The organism is Kitasatospora sp. NPDC101447, assembly GCF_044767225.1.
Classification (GTDB): domain Bacteria; phylum Actinomycetota; class Actinomycetes; order Streptomycetales; family Streptomycetaceae; genus Kitasatospora.
This window is the reverse complement of record NZ_JBIWNL010000036.1, coordinates 73,273-90,734: the sequence shown is the minus strand read 5'-3', so window position 1 is coordinate 90,734 and position 17,462 is coordinate 73,273. Positions and strand designations below refer to the sequence as shown.

At 71.5% G+C, this 17,462-nt stretch carries 13 protein-coding genes; 1 reads left to right on the top strand and 12 read right to left on the bottom strand.

Going from position 1 to position 17,462, the window contains the following annotated elements; translation table 11 throughout:
* Positions 1-262: 262 nt before the first annotated feature.
* The 9 genes from ACIRST_RS34185 to ACIRST_RS34145 form a co-directional block, all read right to left on the bottom strand.
* A complete protein-coding gene (locus tag ACIRST_RS34185; RefSeq protein WP_402807345.1) occupies positions 263-1,786 on the bottom strand; it encodes a CoA-acylating methylmalonate-semialdehyde dehydrogenase in 1,524 nt (507 codons plus the stop codon).
* A gap of 360 nt (positions 1,787-2,146) precedes the next feature.
* Positions 2,147-2,938 (bottom strand): hypothetical protein, encoded by a 792-nt coding sequence (locus ACIRST_RS34180; protein ID WP_402807342.1) that lies wholly within the window; start codon positions 2,936-2,938, stop codon positions 2,147-2,149.
* Between the two features lie 67 nt (positions 2,939-3,005).
* A complete protein-coding gene (locus ACIRST_RS34175; RefSeq protein ID WP_402807340.1) occupies positions 3,006-3,437 on the bottom strand; it encodes a hypothetical protein in 432 nt (143 codons plus the stop codon).
* A 170-nt stretch (positions 3,438-3,607) separates the two neighbouring features.
* Positions 3,608-5,002: an FAD-dependent oxidoreductase gene (locus ACIRST_RS34170; RefSeq protein ID WP_350524559.1), complete on the bottom strand. Its 1,395-nt coding sequence runs from the start codon at positions 5,000-5,002 to the stop codon at positions 3,608-3,610.
* 61 nt (positions 5,003-5,063) lie between these two features.
* Positions 5,064-5,867: an ABC transporter permease gene (locus ACIRST_RS34165; RefSeq protein WP_350524560.1), complete on the bottom strand. Its 804-nt coding sequence runs from the start codon at positions 5,865-5,867 to the stop codon at positions 5,064-5,066.
* Complete coding sequence (locus ACIRST_RS34160; RefSeq protein WP_350524561.1) at positions 5,867-6,793, bottom strand: ABC transporter permease; 927 nt, start codon at positions 6,791-6,793, stop codon at positions 5,867-5,869. The genes ACIRST_RS34165 and ACIRST_RS34160 overlap by 1 nt, the downstream gene beginning before the upstream one ends.
* Entirely contained in the window at positions 6,790-7,932 is a 1,143-nt protein-coding gene (locus ACIRST_RS34155) for an ABC transporter ATP-binding protein (protein ID WP_402807335.1), read from the bottom strand. The genes ACIRST_RS34160 and ACIRST_RS34155 overlap by 4 nt, the downstream gene beginning before the upstream one ends.
* Before the next feature lie 38 nt (positions 7,933-7,970).
* Positions 7,971-9,221 carry a spermidine/putrescine ABC transporter substrate-binding protein gene (locus ACIRST_RS34150; RefSeq protein WP_402807333.1) on the bottom strand — a complete coding sequence of 417 codons (1,251 nt, stop codon included), beginning with the start codon at positions 9,219-9,221 and terminating at the stop codon, positions 7,971-7,973.
* Between the two features lie 56 nt (positions 9,222-9,277).
* Positions 9,278-10,789, bottom strand: coding sequence for a gamma-aminobutyraldehyde dehydrogenase (locus ACIRST_RS34145; protein WP_402807330.1), 1,512 nt, complete (start codon positions 10,787-10,789; stop codon positions 9,278-9,280).
* Positions 10,790-11,197: 408 nt separating this feature from the next.
* Here ACIRST_RS34145 and ACIRST_RS34140 point away from each other — a divergent pair, with 408 nt between their 5' ends.
* Positions 11,198-12,853 carry a PucR family transcriptional regulator ligand-binding domain-containing protein gene (locus ACIRST_RS34140; protein WP_350524565.1) on the top strand — a complete coding sequence of 552 codons (1,656 nt, stop codon included), beginning with the start codon at positions 11,198-11,200 and terminating at the stop codon, positions 12,851-12,853.
* A gap of 31 nt (positions 12,854-12,884) precedes the next feature.
* On the opposite strand, the gene ACIRST_RS34135 is transcribed toward ACIRST_RS34140, so the two are convergent.
* The 3 genes from ACIRST_RS34135 to ACIRST_RS34125 form a co-directional block, all read right to left on the bottom strand.
* Entirely contained in the window at positions 12,885-14,084 is a 1,200-nt protein-coding gene (locus ACIRST_RS34135; protein WP_350524566.1) for a spermidine/putrescine ABC transporter substrate-binding protein, read from the bottom strand.
* Positions 14,085-14,153: 69 nt separating this feature from the next.
* Positions 14,154-15,512, bottom strand: a complete 1,359-nt coding sequence (locus ACIRST_RS34130; RefSeq protein ID WP_402807326.1) for an aspartate aminotransferase family protein — start codon at positions 15,510-15,512, stop codon at positions 14,154-14,156.
* 260 nt (positions 15,513-15,772) lie between these two features.
* The gene (locus tag ACIRST_RS34125; RefSeq protein ID WP_350524568.1) at positions 15,773-17,266 is read right to left on the bottom strand and encodes a gamma-aminobutyraldehyde dehydrogenase; all 1,494 of its coding nucleotides are present in this window, start codon (positions 17,264-17,266) and stop codon (positions 15,773-15,775) included.
* Positions 17,267-17,462 lie beyond the last annotated feature (196 nt).

Below are 17,462 nucleotides of genomic sequence, written 5' to 3'. Positions count from 1 at the left end.
CGCAATCCGATAAAACGAACACGCCGAATAAGAACCGAGCCGCGACGCAGAAATGCGAACGCAACCCAGCCCGAACCTGGGAAGTGGTGTTTCAGGGGATTGGCCGCCCCGGGACCGTCCGCGCAGACGCGTGTCCGGTGCTCCCTGCCGAGCAGCTCGAAGAACTCTACGCGCTTCTGGGGCCGGATGCAAACGGCAGGCAAAAGCGCGCCGGCCGGGCCCCGGGGAGAGGGGTCCGGCCGGCGCGCCGCGCGGGACGGGCTCAGCTGTTGGTGGGGAAGCCGAGGTTGATGCCGCCGTGCGACGGGTCCAGCCAGCGCTGGGTCACGGCCTTGCCGCGGGTGAAGAACTGCACGCCGTCCGGGCCGTACGCGTGGGCGTCGCCGAACAGGGAGGCCTTCCAGCCGCCGAAGGAGTAGTAGGCGACGGGCACCGGGATCGGCACGTTGATGCCGACCATGCCGACCTCCACCTCGAACTGGAAGCGCCGGGCCGCGCCGCCGTCGTTGGTGAAGAGGGCGGTGCCGTTGCCGTACGGGTTGGCGTTGATCAGCGCCAGGCCCTCGTCGTAGGAGGAGACGCGCACGACCGAGAGGACCGGGCCGAAGATCTCGTCGTTGTAGACGGACATGCCGGGCTTCACGTGGTCGAACAGCGTCGGGCCGAGCCAGAAGCCGTCGGCGGTCGGGGTGCCGTCCTTGTCCTCGGCGGTGACCGGGTGCTTGCGGCCGTCCACGGCGAGGTCGGCGCCGTCGGCGACACCGGACTCCACGTAGGAGGTGACCTTGTCGCGGTGCTGGCCGGTGACCAGCGGGCCCATCTCGGAGTCGCCGTTGCAGCCCGGGCCGACCTTGAGGGTGGCGACCCGCTGCTTGATCTTCTCGACCAGCTCGTCGCCGATCGGGTCGACCGCGACCAGCACGGACACCGCCATGCAGCGCTCGCCGGCCGCGCCGAAGCCGGCGTTGACGGCGGCGTCGGCGGCCAGGTCCAGGTCGGCGTCGGGCAGGACCAGCATGTGGTTCTTGGCGCCGCCCAGGGCCTGCACGCGCTTGCCGTAGCGGGTACCGGTCTCGTAGACGTAGCGGGCGATCGGGGTGGAGCCGACGAAGCTGACGGACTTGATGTCCGGGTGCTCCAGCAGGCGGTCGACGGCCACCTTGTCCCCGTGCACGACGTTGAAGACGCCGTCCGGCAGGCCGGCTTCCTTCCACAGCCCGGCGAGGAAGTTGGCGGCGGACGGGTCCTTCTCCGAGGGCTTCACCACGACGGTGTTGCCCGCCGCGATGGCGATCGGGAAGAACCACATCGGCACCATCGCCGGGAAGTTGAACGGCGAGATGACGGCGACCGGGCCGAGCGGCTGGCGGATCGAGTAGACGTCGATGCCGGTGGAGGCCTGCTCGGTGAAGCCGCCCTTGATGAGCTGCGGGATGCCGCAGGCGTACTCCACGACCTCCAGGCCGCGGGCGATCTCGCCCAGGGCGTCGGAGTGCACCTTGCCGTGCTCCGACACGATGATCGAGGCCAGCTCGTCGCGGCGGGCGTTCAGCAGCTCGCGGAAGGCGAAGAGCACCGTCGACCGCTTGGCGACCGAGGCGGTGCGCCACTCGGCGAAGGCCGAGGCGGCGGCGGCCACGGCCTGGTCCACCTCGGCGATCCCGGCGAAGTCGACCTGGCCGGCGACCTGGCCGGTGGCCGGGTCGAAGATGTCACCGCGGCGGGGCGCCGTACCGGCGGTGGCGACCGGCTTGCCGCCGATCCAGTGAATGATGTGCTTGCTCAAGGTCCGTCTGCCTCCGAAGTCCCGGGCGGCATCCTGCCGCCGGTCCGGTTTGGCGCCGCCCGCGAGTGGGCCGGGCGACGGGATTCACGGGGCTACCGCGCTCGCCTTCCAGTCTGGTCCCCGTCCCGGCCCTGCTCAACGAACAGGCTGACGGGGATCTCGGATTCAGCCTTACAGGTCGTCGGCCGTTACTCCGAACGTGTTCCGCCCACGCCCCGGGGATCGCCGCAGGCCAGGGTGCCGGCAAACCAGGGTGCCCGCACGCCAGCGCACCCGCAGGCCACGGCGCCCGCAGGCCCGGGGCTGCCGTGGGCCGGGGCCACCGCGCCCCGCCCCCGCGCCGCTTCCTCCGGGACGCGGCTAGGACTCGTCCTCCGAGGACGGATCCCCCGGGTACGGGTCCTCCAGGTACGGATCGTGCAGCCCGTCCGCGGCCTCCTGGGTCTCCAGCAGGTCCAGCCGCAGGTCCTGCGCCCATGCCAGTGCCCAGCGCTTCAGTCCGGCCACGGCCCTGGCCGGGACGCCCCGGGCGCGGAACCGCCCGTCCGCCGCCTCGGCGAGCGTCTCCAACCGGTCGGCGAGCGCGGCGGGCTGGAAGTCCGGGTCCAGTTCCCCTGCCAGCGCGAGCAGTTCGCCCTCCCGGTAGTAGCGGGTCAGCGCGTGGACGTCGGCCAGGTCGCGCGGCATGCCCCGGTCCACGAGCAGCGCGGTGGTCAGCGCCGCCGCGTCCTCCAGGGCCACGACCGGCAGCACCGCCGGCGGCTCGTCCGGCCCGGGTGCGCCCAGGTCGAGCCGGACCGACCGGTGGCCGAGCGGTTCCTTGCGCAGTTCCACGGTGTGCGTCCGGCCGCCCAGTGCCAGCCGGACGGTGAGCTGCTCCAGCCGCGGGGTGCCCGGCCGCTCGGCCACCCCGCCACCTGCCGCGCGGTACGCCCCGGCGAGCGCTTCGGCCACCTCGGGCAGGTCGGCGCCGCCGGTCACCAGGGTGAGCCCGTCCTGTACGCAGGCCGCGACGCCGTGGGCGCGCAGCGCGTGTCCGCCGGCCAGGGCGAGGCCGTGCCGGTCGCAGACCGGTGCGGCCGGCCCGGCCAGGCGCAGCTGGGCCGGGCCCGGTCGGAGGGACGCGTCGACGGCGTGTGGAGCGGTGGTCACGCCTCCAGTCTGACGCGACCGCCCGCGCCGTGCGCCACCGTCGCCCCTTGCACCACCGTCGGCCCGCTCACCATCCGCCGAGACCCGCCGCGGCCTCGTGCAGGCCGAGTTCCAGCAGCGCGGGGTCGGTGAGCCGCCCGGAGCCGTCCGGAGGGACGAGCCAGCGCACGCTCCGGCTGCTGCGCTCGGGGTGCGGGACGACGATCCAGGTGCCCTCCCCCGCGCTGCGCACGCCCGTGCCGACCCAGCGGGCGGCGGTGCCGACCGGCACCAGGAAGCCGAAGTGCTCCTCGCCGGAGTCGGTGAGGACGGGGCCGCAGAGGACGGTGCCCAGGATCTCCAGTGCCCGGCGTCCGAGCCGTCCGGGGACGGAGAGGACGTCCCAGCGCCGGCCGGCCGGCAGCAGCACCAGGCCCAGCCCGGTGCGTTCCCACTGCGCCCGGAAGGCCTCCGGGTCCGGTGCCACCTGTACGAGCCAGTGCAGTCCGGTGTTCTCCATGTCTGTCCCCGCTTCTCGCTTCTCGCCGTTCGTACTGTTCGGGCGGCGGGAATGACCGGGACCCGCCGTCACCAGGGAGAGGCGGACGGCGGGTCCCTCTTACACGGGTCCCTCTTACACGGGTCCTGAGCACTCAGGTGGTGGGCGTTCACCCGGCCGGGTGGACCGGGTCAGCTGTCGAAGCCCAGCCCCAGCCGGTCGAGCGTGCGCAGCCAGAGGTTGCGGTGGCCGCCGTTGCGGTCGGCCCGCTCCAGCGACCGGGTGGTGATCTCGATCCCGGCCCAGCGCACCGGCTCGGGCGGGAACGGCAGCGGCTTGCTGCGGACCATCTCCAGCGAGGTGCGCTCGGTGCGCTCGCCTGCGAGCAGGTCGAGCATCACCTCGGCGCCGAAGCGGGTCGCGCCGACGCCGAGCCCGGTGTAGCCGACCGCGTACGCGACCTTGCCCCGGTACCCGGTGTCGAAGAACGCCGAGAACCGGCTGCAGGTGTCGATCGCGCCGCCCCAGGCGTTGGTGAAGCGCAGCCCCTCCAGCTGCGGGAAGCAGCGGAAGAAGTGACCGGCCAGGGTGCGGAAGGTCTCCGGCCGCTGGTCGTACTCGTGCCGGACGTGCCCGCCGTAGTGGTAGACCGCGTCGTAGCCGCCCCAGAGGATGCGGTTGTCGGCGGAGAGCCGGAAGTAGTGGAACTTGTTGGCGCTGTCCCCGAGTCCCTGCCGCCCGCGCCACCCGATCGAGGCGAGCTGCTCGTCGGTGAGCGGCTCGGTCATCAGCGCGTAGTCGTACACCGGCACGACGTACGGGCGGACCCGCTTGAGCAGGGACGGGAACACGTTGGTGCCGAGGGCGACCCGGCGGGCGAAGACCCGGCCGTACGGGGTGCGGGCGGCCATGCCGCTGCCGTGCTCCCGCAGGTCGGTGGCCCGGGTGTGCTCGAAGATCCGCACGCCCTGGCTCAGGCAGGCGTCCTTGAGGCCCCAGGCGAGCTTGGCGGGGTGGACCATGGCCACGCCCTCCTTGTCCCAGAGGCCGCCGAGGAAGGTCGGCGAGTTCACCTCGGCGCGCAGCTGGTCGGCGTCCAGGACGGTGATGTCGAGGCCGTAGCGGGCGACCGCCTCGGCGACCTCGTGGAGTTCCTCGACCTGGTGGGGCTGGGTGGCCACGTCGATCTCGCCGGTGCGCTCCCACTCGGCGTCGATGCCGTAGCGCTTGAGGGTGGCCTCGATGCCGTCGAGGTTGGCGGCACCGAGGCGTTCCAGCTGGGCGAGTTCGGACGGCCAGCGTTCCAGGCCGTTGCCGAAGCCGTGGGTGAGGCTGGCCGCGCAGAATCCGCCGTTGCGCCCGGACGCGGCCCACCCGACCTCGCTGCCCTCGACGAGCACGACGTCCAGGGAGGGGTCACGCTCCTTCGCGATCAGGGCGGTCCACAGGCCGGAGTAGCCGCCGCCGACGACCAGCAGGTCGCAGGTGGTGTCGCCGACCAGGGCGGGCAGCGCCGCCGGCCGGCCCGGGTCCTCCAGCCAGAAGGGGGTGGGCCTGGCGTCACTGAGTGCGCGGGCGGAGTCCATGCATTATCAGCCACTTTCTACGGATAGATGACAGTACGAGCCACCGCTGACCGACCGTACGTCAGGCGGTGGCCTTCCTCCGGTTGCCGAGCCACTGGCCGGCGACGGTCAGCACGACCGCGGCGAGGAACATCGCGGTGCCGATGACGTTCACCTGCACCGGGATGCCGCGCTGCGAGGCGCCCCAGACGAACATCGGGAAGGTGACCGTGGTCGGGCCCGAGTTGAACTGGGTGATGATGAAGTCGTCGAAGGAGAGCGCGAAGCTGAGCAGCGCGCCCGCCGCGATGCCGGGCGCCGCCAGCGGCAGGGTGACCCTCAGGAAGGTCTGGACGGGGGTGGCGTAGAGGTCCTGCGCGGCCTGTTCGAGCCTCGGGTCCATGCTCATCACGCGCGCCTTGACCGCCGTCACCACGAAGCTGAGGCAGAACATGATGTGCGCGATGAGGATGGTGGTGAAGCCGAACGGGATGCGCATGTTGAGGAAGAGCGTCCCGAGCGAGGCGGCCATGACCACCTCGGGCATGGCCATCGGCAGGAAGATCATCGCGGTGGTGGCCGAGCGGCCGCGGAAGCGGTAGCGGGCCAGCGCGAAGGCGACCATGGTGCCGAGCACGGTGGCGCCGATGGTGGCGAACACCGCGATCTGCAGGCTGAGCGAGAGCGACTGGCACATGTCGGCCACGCCGCAGGGGTTGGTCCAGGCGTCGGTGGAGAACTCGTTCCACTCGTAGTTGAACTTGCCCACCGGCTTGTTGAACGAGAAGGCGAGCACGACCAGGTTGGGCAGCACCAGGTAGGCGAGGGCCAGCAGGCCGGCCAGCACCACCAGGTGGGCGCGGACCCACTTCAGAATCCGGGACATCAGACCAGTTCCTCCGTCCCGGCCTTGCGCATGTAGACCGTCACCATGCCCAGGATCAGGGCCATCAGGATGAAGCTCAGCGCGGCGGCCGTGGGGTAGTCGAGCACGTTCAGGAACTGCTTCTGGATGCCGTTGCCGACCATCTGCTCGCTCGGCGAGCCCAGCAGCTGGGCGTTGATGTAGTCGCCGGACGCCGGGATGAAGGTCAGCAGGGTGCCCGCGACCACGCCCGGCAGCGAGATCGGGAAGGTGACCTTGCGGAAGGTGGTGAACGGCCGGGCGTAGAGGTCGCCCGCCGCCTCGTGCAGGCGCGGGTCGATCCGCTCCAGCGAGGTGTACAGCGGCAGGATCATGAACGGCAGGAAGTTGTAGGTGAGGCCGCAGACCACCGCGAGCGGCGTGGCCAGCACCCGGTCGCCGGAGGTGAGGCCGACCAGGTTGGTGAGGTCCAGGACGTGCAGCGCGTTCAGCGCGCCGACCACCGGGCCGCCGTCGGACAGGATGGTCTTCCAGGCCAGCGTGCGGATCAGGAAGCTGGTGAAGAACGGCGCGATGACCAGGATGAGGATGACGTTGCGCCAGCGCTTGCTCGCCTTGAAGGCGATCGTGTACGCGAGCGGGTAGCCGACGGCCAGGCAGAGCACGGTGGCGACGGCCGCGTACGAGAACGAGCGGACGAAGTGCCACTTGTACTCGACCAGGGCGTCCCAGTACGTCGAGAGGTGCCAGGTGACCTTGAAGCCATCTTCGAGCGAGCCGGTCTGCAGCGAGGTGGACCCCTGGTAGACCATCGGGACGGCGAAGAAGACGACCAGCCAGGCGATGCCCGGCAGCAGCAGCCAGTACGGGGTGAGCTTGCGCCTGGGCTTGCGTTCCGCCACCAGCGGGACGACTTGGGGCGGCGCGGCCGGGGTGGTGGTGGTCATGCGGCCTCCTCCGACGTGCCCGCGTCGATCGCCTGCGAGGCGTCCAGGGCGAAGGAGTGCGCCGGGTTCCAGTGCAGCCGGACGGCGGCGCCGGGGACGATCCGGGCGTCGCGCTCCATGTTCTGCTCGAAGACGGTGACCTCCTGGCCGCCGTCGGTGCGCACCACGTACTGGGTGGAGACGCCGATGAAGCTGGAGTCGAGCACCGTGCCGGCCAGCTTGTTGCGGCCGTCGGCGACCTCCTCGGAGGCGTGCGTGATGGTGATCTTCTCCGGGCGCACGCCGAGGTGGACGCGCTTGGCGTCGGTGGCGCAGCGCGCCCTGGGCACGGTGAGGCGGGCGCCGGCCGCGCTCAGCAGCAGGTCGCCGCCCTCGCTGCCGGTGACCTCGGCGGGCAGCAGGTTGGACTGGCCGAGGAAGTTGGCCACGAAGGTGGTGGCGGGGTTCTCGTACAGCTCGGCGGGCGCGCCCAGCTGCTCGACCCGGCCGCCGTTCATCACCGCGATGGTGTCGGCCATGGTCATGGCCTCCTCCTGGTCGTGGGTGACGTGCACGAAGGTGATGCCGACCTCGGTCTGGATCCGCTTGAGTTCCAGCTGCATCTGCCGGCGGAGCTTGAGGTCGAGCGCGCCGAGCGGCTCGTCCAGGAGCAGCACCTGCGGGTGGTTGATCAGCGCGCGGGCGACGGCGACGCGCTGCTGCTGACCGCCGGAGAGCTGGTGCGGCTTGCGCCGGGCGTACTGGCCGAGCTCGACCAGCTCCAGCATGTCGTCGACCTGCTTCCTGACGTCCTTCTTGCCGCGCCGGCGCAGGCCGAAGGCGACGTTCTCGAAGATGTCCAGGTGCGGGAAGAGGGCGTAGCTCTGGAAGACGGTGTTCACCGGCCGCTTGTACGGGGGCAGGGCGGTGACGTCCTGGCCGCCGATCAGCACGGTGCCACTGGTGGGCTCCTCCAGGCCGGCGATCATGCGCAGGGTGGTGGTCTTGCCGCAGCCGGAGGCGCCGAGCAGGGCGAAGAAGGAGCCCTGGGGGACGGTCAGGTCGAGCGGGTGGACGGCGGTGAAGGCGCCGTAGGTCTTGCCGATGCCGGTGAGCCGGACGTCGCCGCCGGCGGCCGAGTCTCGCTGCTGGTCTGTCATGGGTGGTGTCTTCCTGGGTTTCTCTGCCGGGACGGGGGTCAGGCGCCGATGAGCTTGGAGAACTTCTGCTCGAAGTCGCTCTCCTCGCTCTCGGTGAGCGTGCGGAACACGTGCGCCTTGGCCGCCATCTCGGGGGTGGGTACGACCAGCGGGTTGGCCGCGGAGTCCGGGGCGAGGGTGGCGAGCTCGTCCTGCATCCCGGTGACGGCGGAGACGAAGCCGATGCCCGCGACCAGCTGCGCCGCGATCTTCGGCTGATAGTAGAAGTCGATCAGCTTTTCCGCGTTCGCCTTGTGCTGCGCCTTGGCCGGAACCAGCATGTTGTCGGTCGAGGAGAGGAAGCCCTTCTCCGGGATGACGAACTCGATGTCCGGGTTGTCGGCGCGCAGTTGGATCAGGTCGCCGCCCCAGGCGATGCAGGCCGCGATGTCGCCGGAGGAGAGTTCCTGGCCGTAGTCGTTGCCGGTGAAGCGGCGGATCTGCTTGCTGTCGACGGCCTTCTGCAGCCGGGCGATCGCGCCGTCGAAGTCGTCGGCGGTGAACTTCGCGGAGTCCTTGCCCTGGTCCAGCAGCACCATCCCGATGCTGTCGCGCATCTCGGAGAGGAAGGTGACCCGGCCCTTGAGGTCGGGGTCGTCCAGCAGTTGGGAGACGCTGGTGACCTCCTTCCCCTTGGTCGCCTTCTTGTTGTACGCGACGACGGTCTGGATGCCGGCCCACGGGTAGGAGTAGAGCCGGCCCGGATCCCAGTCCGGGGCGCGGAAGCGCGACTCGACGGTGGTGATCGCGGTGGTCACGTTCGCCGGGTTGAGCTTCTGCACCCAGCCGAGCCGGATCAGCCGGGCGGCCATCCAGTCGGTGAGCACCATCAGGTCGCGGCCGGTGTCCTGCCCGGAGGCGAGCTGCGGCTTGATCTTGCCGAAGAACTCGACGTTGTCGTTGACGTCCTCGTTGTACCTGACCTTGATCCCGGTGGCCTGGGTGAAGGCCTCCAGGGTGCCGTGCTTCTCCTTGTCGTTCTCGTCGGTGTCGACGTACAGCGGCCAGTTGGAGAAGGCGACCTCCTTCTCCGTGTCCGAGAGGTCCTTGGCGGCGTTCGCGGTGGAGTCACCGGTCGCCCGGGGGGCCGCCGGGATGCCGCACGCGGCCAGGGTGCCGGCTCCGGCGGTGAGGGCGGCAGCACGCAGCAGGGTGCGGCGGCCGAGTGCGGCCCGGCCGCTGGTCAGGCTGCGCTCCCAGGCCCTGCGGACCGGTTCGGGCAGACCGTCGGTGAGCTCGTTGAACGCCATGGAACGGGCCTCCTGGGGGAGAGAGGGGCGTGGGGGGAAGCGCCCTTGTCCGGGGGTTATCTGTCTCCGAAGACGGTGCGGTGCCAGTCCTTGCGGGCCACCGCGGTGGTGTCGAACATGACGTGCTTGACCTGCGTGTACTCGTCCAGCGAGTACTGGGACATGTCCTTGCCGTAGCCGGACGCCTTGTAGCCGCCGTGCGGCATCTCGCTGATGATCGGGATGTGGTCGTTGACCCAGACGCACCCGGCCGCGATCTCCCGGGTGGCGCGCAGCGAGCGGTGCACGTTGCTCGTCCAGGCGGAGGCGGCCAGGCCGTAGGGGGTGTCGTTGGCCAGCCGCAGGCCCTCGTCGTCGCCGTCGAAGGGCAGCACGACCAGCACCGGGCCGAAGACCTCGCCCTGGACGACCTCGCTGTCCTGGGCCGCGCCGGTGATCAGGGTGGGCGGGTAGTACGCGCCCCGGGTGAGGTCGCTGCCGTCGTGGCCCTTCTCGGGCACGCGGCCGCCGGTGACCACGGTGGCGTAGCCGCGGGCGCGCTCCACGAAGCCGGCCACCCGGTCCCGGTGGGCGTACGAGACCAGCGGGCCGAGGTCGGTCCGCGGGTTCAGCGGGTCGCCGATCCGGATCGCCGCGAACAGCTCGGCCACCCCGGCCACGAAGGCGTCGTACAGCGGGCGCTGGACGTACGCGCGGGTGGCGGCGGTGCAGTCCTGGCCACCGTTGATCAGCGAGGCGGCGACGGCGCCGTGCACGGCGGCGTCCAGGTCGGCGTCGTCGAAGACCACGAACGGGGCCTTGCCGCCGAGCTCCAGGTGGGTGCGCTTGACGCTCGCGGTGGCGAGCTCGGCGACCCGCTTGCCGACCCCGGTGGAGCCGGTGAAGGAGACCATCGCGACGTCCGGGTGCCCGACCAGGTGCTCGCCGGCGGTGCGCCCGGCGCCGGTGACCACGTTGACCACGCCGTCCGGGATGCCCGCCGCCGTGCAGGCCCCGGCGAACATCAGCGAGGTCAGCGGGGTCAGCTCGGCCGGCTTGAGCACGATGGTGTTGCCCGCGGCGATCGCCGGGAGGATCTTCCAGGCGGCCATCTGCAGCGGGTAGTTCCACGGCGAGATCGAGCCGACCACGCCGATCGCCTCGCGCCGCACGTACGAGGTGTGGTCGCCGGAGTACTCGCCGGCCGCCTTGCCCTCCAGGTTGCGGGCGGCACCGGCGAAGAACGCGGCGTTGTCGATGGTGCCGGGGACGTCGAACTCGGTGGCCAGCTTGACCGGCTTGCCGGTCTGCGCGGTCTCCACCCGGGCGAGGTCGCCGCAGGCGTCGGTCAGCACGGCGGCCAGCCGGGTGAGCGCCTCGGAGCGCGCGCCGGGGGTGGCGGAGGACCAGCCGGGCAGCGCGGCCTTCGCGGCGGCGACGGCCGCGTCCACGTCGTCGGTGCCGGCCAGCGTGACCTGCTCGACCACGCTGCCGTCGGCGGGGTTGACGACCTGGAAGGGCTCGCCGCTCCCCCGGGCCGGGCGGCCCGCGATGTACTGCGCGCCCGCGCCGAAGTCGGTCAGGTCCATCTGGTTCCTCCAAGTGCCGGTGGTACGACTGAGCGACGGAGAGCCGCCTCCGCGGTGGGGGTCTGCGGGGGGCGGGAGTCCGTCCTGTCGATCATCGGGGTTGCGCGATCCTGGCAGTCCGGACACGTCCGGACAAGGGATTCCACGGTTGCGTTCCGGTCACTGCGACGGATTCCGCCGTGGGGTCGGTTTTCCGCCACAGCCGACCCGCTGACCATGCCCGGTGCCGCCGGGGCGTGACAAGGGTCACTGCGACAATCTCGACACGAAGGGCCTTACAGGGTGCAAGGGTCCGGGCAGGGCGACAGGTCGTCGTGGGGATGGATGATTCACCTGACACTCTGACCGCCCCCGCCGACGCCCGCCCCACTCCAGCCCCAGCCCCCGCCCTGCACATGGAGGCCCGCGATGCTCCCCACCGTCGCCCGCGTACTCGACCTGGAGGTGATGCGGCGCGGCCTGCCCCAGGTCGTGGCCGGCGCCGACCACCTGGAGCGCCCGGTCCGCTGGGTCCACGTGAGCGAACTGCCCGACGTCGCCGGGATGCTCCGGGGCGGCGAGCTGGTGCTGACCACCGGCATCGCGCTGCCCGAGGACCGCGAGGGCCTGGCCCGCTACGTCCGCGAGCTGGACGAGGTCGGGGTGGCCGGCCTGGTCGTCGAGTACGGGCGGCGCTACTTCGACGCGCTCCCCCGCGCCCTGGTGAACGCCGCCGAGCAGCGCGGACTGCCGCTGATCACGCTCCGCCGCGAGCTGCGGTTCGTCGCCGTCACCGAGGCCGTGCACGCCCTGGTGGTCAACGCCCAGCTGGAGCAGCTGCGCATCTCCGAGTCCGTCCACCAGGTGTTCAACGAGCTGGTGGTGGAGGGCGCCGAGCCGCCCGAGGTGATCCGGCAGGTCGCCCGGATGGCGGGCGGGCCGGTCGTCCTGGAGAACCTCGCCCACCAGGTGCTCGCCCACGACGCCGCCGGACGCCCGGAGGCCGAGGTGCTGGAGGACTGGGAGCGCCGCTCGCGCGGGGTCCGTCCGCCCGGCCGCACCGGCCACGACCCGCGCAGCGGCTGGCTGGTCACCACCGTCGGCGCCCGCGGCCAGGACTGGGGCCGGCTGGTGCTGGTGCAGGAACCCGGCCCGCTGCCCGAGGGCGAGGCCCACCCGCACACCATGCTGCTGGAGCGCGGCGCCTCCGCACTGGCGCTCAACCGGCTGGTGGTCCGCGACCGGGAGAGCCTGGAGCGGCAGACCCACCGCACCCTGCTCTCCGGCATCCTCACCCACGCGCTGACCGTCTCCGAGGCGGCGCTGCGCGCCCAGGCGCTCGGCGTCCCGCTGGAGGGCCGGCGGCTGGTCGGCGTGGTGCTGCGGCAGCGCCGCGGGCCGATCCCGGCCGCGCTGGAGGCGCAGGCCCGGCTGCGCGACTTCACCGAGCTGGCCGCGGGCGCGGTCCGGTCCTGCCGGCTCTCCGCGCTGGTCGGCGCACTGGACGACGAGGCCGTCGGCCTGCTGATCTCGCTCGGCGCCCAGCAGGACGAGCACGCCGCGCTGGACTCCTTCTCGGCCGCGCTGCGCCGGATGTCGGCCGAGGCCGGCCGCGAGGGCACCGACCCGGCGGGCCCGGTGGTCGCGGTCGGCTCCTCCGTCGGCTCGGTCCGCGACGCCCGGCGCACCCTGCTGGAAGCCACCCAGGTCGCCGACGCCGCCCTGCACGACGTGCCCGGCGGCGGCCGCACCTCCTCCTACTACCGGCTCCCGGACGTCCGGCTGCGCGGCCTGCTCCACCTGCTGCGCGACGACGCCCGGCTGCAGACCTACGTGGAGCGGGAGCTGGGGCCGCTGCTGGCCCACGACGCCGAACACAACGGCCAGTTGGTCCAGATGCTGCGGATCTACCTGGAGCAGGGCCGGAACAAGTCGGCCGCGGCGGACGCCGCGCACCTGTCCCGGCCGTCCTTCTACGACCGGCTGCACAAGGTCGAGCGGATCCTCGGCGTCGACCTCGACCAGGTCGAGTCCTGCCTCTCCCTGCACGTCGCGCTGCTCGCCCTGGACGCCGTGCGGCGCTAGCGCCCCGCCCCTCGCCCCCGGTGGTGCGGCCTCACACCCCGGTGATGCGCCCCCAGACCTTGTGCAGCGCGGGCCGCTCGGCCGAGGTGACGTCGCGCATGGTGCGCAGCCGGGCGCGCATCTCCTCGGTCGGGAAGACCAGCGGGTTCTCGGCGAGTTCGGCCTTCTCCTTGTCGCCGCTGGCCGCCAGCACCTCGCGGGCGGCCGGAACCGGGCAGATGTACTGGACGAACGCGGCGAGCTCGGCGGCCACCTCGGGCCGGTAGTAGTGGTCGACCAGCAGTTCGGCGTTGCGCTTGTGGGTGGCGCGGTTGGGGATCATCAGGCTCTCCGCCCACAGCTCGCCGCCCTCCTCCGGCACCACGAACTCGATGTCCGGGTTCTCGGCGGTGAGTTGGACCGCGTCGCCGGAGTAGGCCTGGCAGGCGAGCGCCGCTCCGGAGGCGAGGTCGCTGGTGTAGTCGTTGCCGGTGAAGCGGCGGATGTGGCTGCTGTCGACCATCCTCTGCACCAGGTCCATCGCCTTGTTCGCGTCGTCGTCGTCGAACGCCGAGATGTCCGCGCCCTGGGAGAGCATCAGCAGCCCGAGCGCCTCGTCCAGCCCGGCGAACAGCGTGACCCGGCCCTTGAGGTCGGGCGCCCACAGGTCCGCGGTGGACTTGATCTCCCGGCCGAGCGCCTTGCGGTTGTAGGCGATGCCGGTGATCCCGGACTGCCAGGGCACACTGCGCCGGCGCCCGGGGTCGAAGGCCGGGTTCGCGAGCTGCGGGTCCAGGTTGGCGGTGACGTTGGGCAGGTTCGCCCGGTCCATGGCCTGCACCCAGCCCAGCGAGACGTACCGCCCGGCCATCCAGTCGCTGACCACCATGAGGTCCCGGCCGGGGTCGGCGCCCTGGGTGAGCACCGGGCTGATCTTGCCGAAGAACTCGTCGTTGTCGTTGATGTCCTCGGTGTAGGTGACCTCGATCCCGGTCCTCTCGGTGAAGGCCTCCAGGGTCGGCCGCCCGCCCTGGTCGTCGGTGTCGATGTACTGCGTCCAGTTGGAGAAGGCGAGCCGCCGGTCGCTCTCCGACCGGTCCGGCGCGGAGCGGCGGTCCTCGGCGACGTACGCGGACGGGATCCCGCAGCCGGTCAGCGTGCCGGCACCGAGCAGCGCGACCCCGCCGAGCACGGAACGTCGGCGCACTGGACGGGAGTCGGACGAGCGGCGGGTCAGGGTGGTGCTGGGCATGAGCGGCCTTCCGGAGCGTGGGACGGCCCCGGCACGCACACGGGTGCCGGGGCCGTCCTGGTAGGAACGTCAGACAGTGTGCGCGTCGGTGAGCGACAGCACCTCGTCCAGCACCGCGAGGCCGGTCTTGGCCTCCTCCTCGGTGACGGTGCACGGCGGGACGACGTGGAAGCGGTTCATGTTGACGAACGGCCAGAGCCCGCGCTGCTTGCAGGCGGCGGCCAGCTCGGCCATCGGCGCGTTCGCGGCGCCCGCGGCGTTGTAGGGCACCAGCGGCTCGCGGGTCTCCCGGTCCTTCACGAGGTCGAGCGCCCAGAACACGCCGAGGCCGCGGACCTCGCCGATCGACGGGTGCCGCTCGGCCAGCTCGCGCAGACCGGGGCCGAGCACGTTCTCGCCGATGTGCCTGGCGTTCTCGACGATGCCCTCCTCCGCCATCGTGTTGATGGTCGCCACCGCGGAGGCGCAGGCCAGCGGGTGGCCGGAGTAGGTGAGCCCGCCGGGGAACGCCCGCTCGGCGAAGGTGGCCGCGATCTCGGCGCTGATCGCCACGCCGCCGAGCGGCACGTAGCCGGAGTTGACGCCCTTGGCGAAGGTGAGCAGGTCCGGGGTGACGCCCCAGTGGTCGGCGGCGAACCACTCGCCGGTGCGGCCGAAGCCCGCCATCACCTCGTCGAGGATGAACACGATGCCGTGGCGGTCGCAGATCTCCCGCACCCCGGCCAGGTACCCCGGCGGCGGGACGAGGATGCCCGCGGTGCCGACCACGGTCTCCAGGATGACCGCCGCGACGGTGCCCGGCCCCTCGAACGCGATCACCTCCTCCAGGTGCCGCAGCGCGCGCTCGCACTCCTGCGCCTCGTTCTCGGCGTGGAAGTTGGAGCGGTAGGCGTACGGGCCCCAGAAGTGCACCACGCCGGAGACGCCGGTCTCGTTGGCCCAGCGCCGCGGGTCGCCGGTGAGGGCGATCGCGTTGGCGGTGGCGCCGTGGTACGAGCGGTAGGTGGAGAGCACCTTCTGCCGGCCGGTGTGCAGCCGGGCCAGCCGGATCGCGTTCTCGTTGGCCTCGGCGCCGCCGTTGGTGAAGAAGACCTTGTCCAGGTCGCCCGGGGTGCGCTCGGCGATCAGCCGGGCGGCCTCGCTGCGCGACTCGACCGCGAAGCCGGGCGCGATGGTGCAGAGCTTCGCCGCCTGCTCCTGGATCGCGGCGACCACCTTCGGGTGCTGGTGGCCGATGTTGGTGTTCACCAGCTGGGAGGAGAAGTCGAGGTAGCGGTTGCCGTCGTAGTCCCAGAAGTACGAGCCCTCGGCGCCGGCCACCGCGAGGGGGTCGATCAGCGCCTGGGCGGACCACGAGTGGAAGACGTGCGCGCGGTCGGCGGCCTTGACGGCCTGGCCGGCGGCTGAGTCAGCGGTGGGGATGCTCATGCCGGTAAGGCTAGGGCCGACCACCGGCGAAGTGCAGTTCCATCTTGTCAGCCGGTCGCGCGATCGGTCGACAGGGTGCAAAGACACAGGGCCCGGGGCGGAAAGCCCCGGGCCCATTGTCATTTCGACCGATGATCGCTACATCAGATGGCGGTCATACTGCGCCCGTCGGTCAGGACCCGCTAGATCGCGGTCATACTGCGCTCGTCGGTCACGACCCGCTAGATCGCGGTCATACTGCGCCCGACGGTCACGACCCGCTAGATCGCGGTCATGACGTGCTTCACGCGGGTGTAGTCCTCGAAGCCGTAGGACGACAGGTCCTTGCCGTAGCCGGACTTCTTGAAACCGCCGTGCGGCATCTCGGCGACCAGCGGGATGTGGGTGTTGATCCAGACGCAGCCGAAGTCCAGGCGGCGCGACATCCGCATGGCGCGGGCGTGGTCCTTGGTCCACACCGAGGAGGCCAGCGCGTACTCGACGCCGTTGGCGTACTCGACGGCCTGGTCCTCGTCGGTGAACTTCTGCACGGTGATGACCGGGCCGAAGACCTCGTTCTGGACGATCTCGTCGTCCTGGTTCAGGCCGGAGACGACGGTCGGGGCGTAGAAGTAGCCCTTGTCGCCGACCCGGTGGCCACCGGCCTCGACCTTGGCGTGGGCGGGCAGCCGCTCGATGAAGCCGGTGACCTGCTGCAGCTGGTTGGCGTTGTTCAGCGGGCCGTACAGCACGTCCTCGTCGTCCACGCCACCGGTCTTGGTCTCGGCCGCGGCCTTGGCCAGCGCCTCGACGAAGGCGTCGTGGATCGACTCGTGCACCAGCACGCGGGTGGCGGCGGTGCAGTCCTGGCCGGCGTTGAAGTAGCCCGCCACGGAGATGCCCTCGACGGCCTCGGCGATGTCGGCGTCCTCGAAGACCACGACCGGGGCCTTGCCGCCCAGCTCCAGGTGGACGCGCTTGACGTCCTTGGAGGCCGACTCGGCGACCTGGATGCCGGCCCGGACGGAGCCGGTGATGGAGGCCATCGCCGGGGTCTTGTGCTCGACCATGAGCTTGCCGGTCTCGCGGTCGCCGCAGATGACGTTGAAGACGCCGGCCGGCAGGTCCAGCTCCTTGAGGATGCCGCCGATGATCTCGGCCAGCAGCACGGTGGAGGCCGGGGTGGTGTCCGAGGGCTTCAGGACGACGGCGTTGCCCGCGGCGAGGGCCGGGGCGAACTTCCAGACGGCCATCATCATCGGGTAGTTCCACGGCGCGACCTGGGCGCAGACGCCGACCGGCTCGCGGCGGACGATCGAGGTCATCCCGTCCATGTACTCACCGGCGGCCTTGCCCTCCAGCAGGCGGGCGGCACCGGCGAAGAAGCGGATCTGGTCCACCATCGGGCCGATCTCCTCGGAGAGGGTCAGCGCGCGGGGCTTGCCGGTGTTGCGCACCTCGGCGTCGACGATCTCGTCGGCCCGGGCCTCGACGGCGTCGGCGATCTTGAGCAGCAGCTTCTGCCGGGTGCTCGGGGTGGCATCGCGCCAGATCGGGAAAGCGGCGGCGGCGGAGGCCATGGCGGCGTCCACGTCCGCGGCGCCGGACAGCGGCGACGTCGCGTACACCTCGCCGGTGGTCGGGTCCACGATGTCGAGCGTGCGGCCGTCAGCCGCGTCGACGAACTCACCGTTGATGTAGTTGCGCAGCGTGCGAAGGTCGCTCACGGATCTCTCCTCGGTCTGGGCCTGCGGCGTTGCAGATTCCGGCGCCATGGTACGTCGGCGGATCCGACGTACGAAGGGTGCCGAGTGGCCGGGCCCGAAAGGGCGCGGTCCACTGGTGGCGGTACGCGCGGCACCTCGCAGGGCCGCGCGCGTACCGTGCCAGGGTAGCCGCACGACTGCCGTTATCGACAGGTGGAGTGCGCGGACGCGATGAAATCCGTATGCGTTTTCCAAGATCACGACG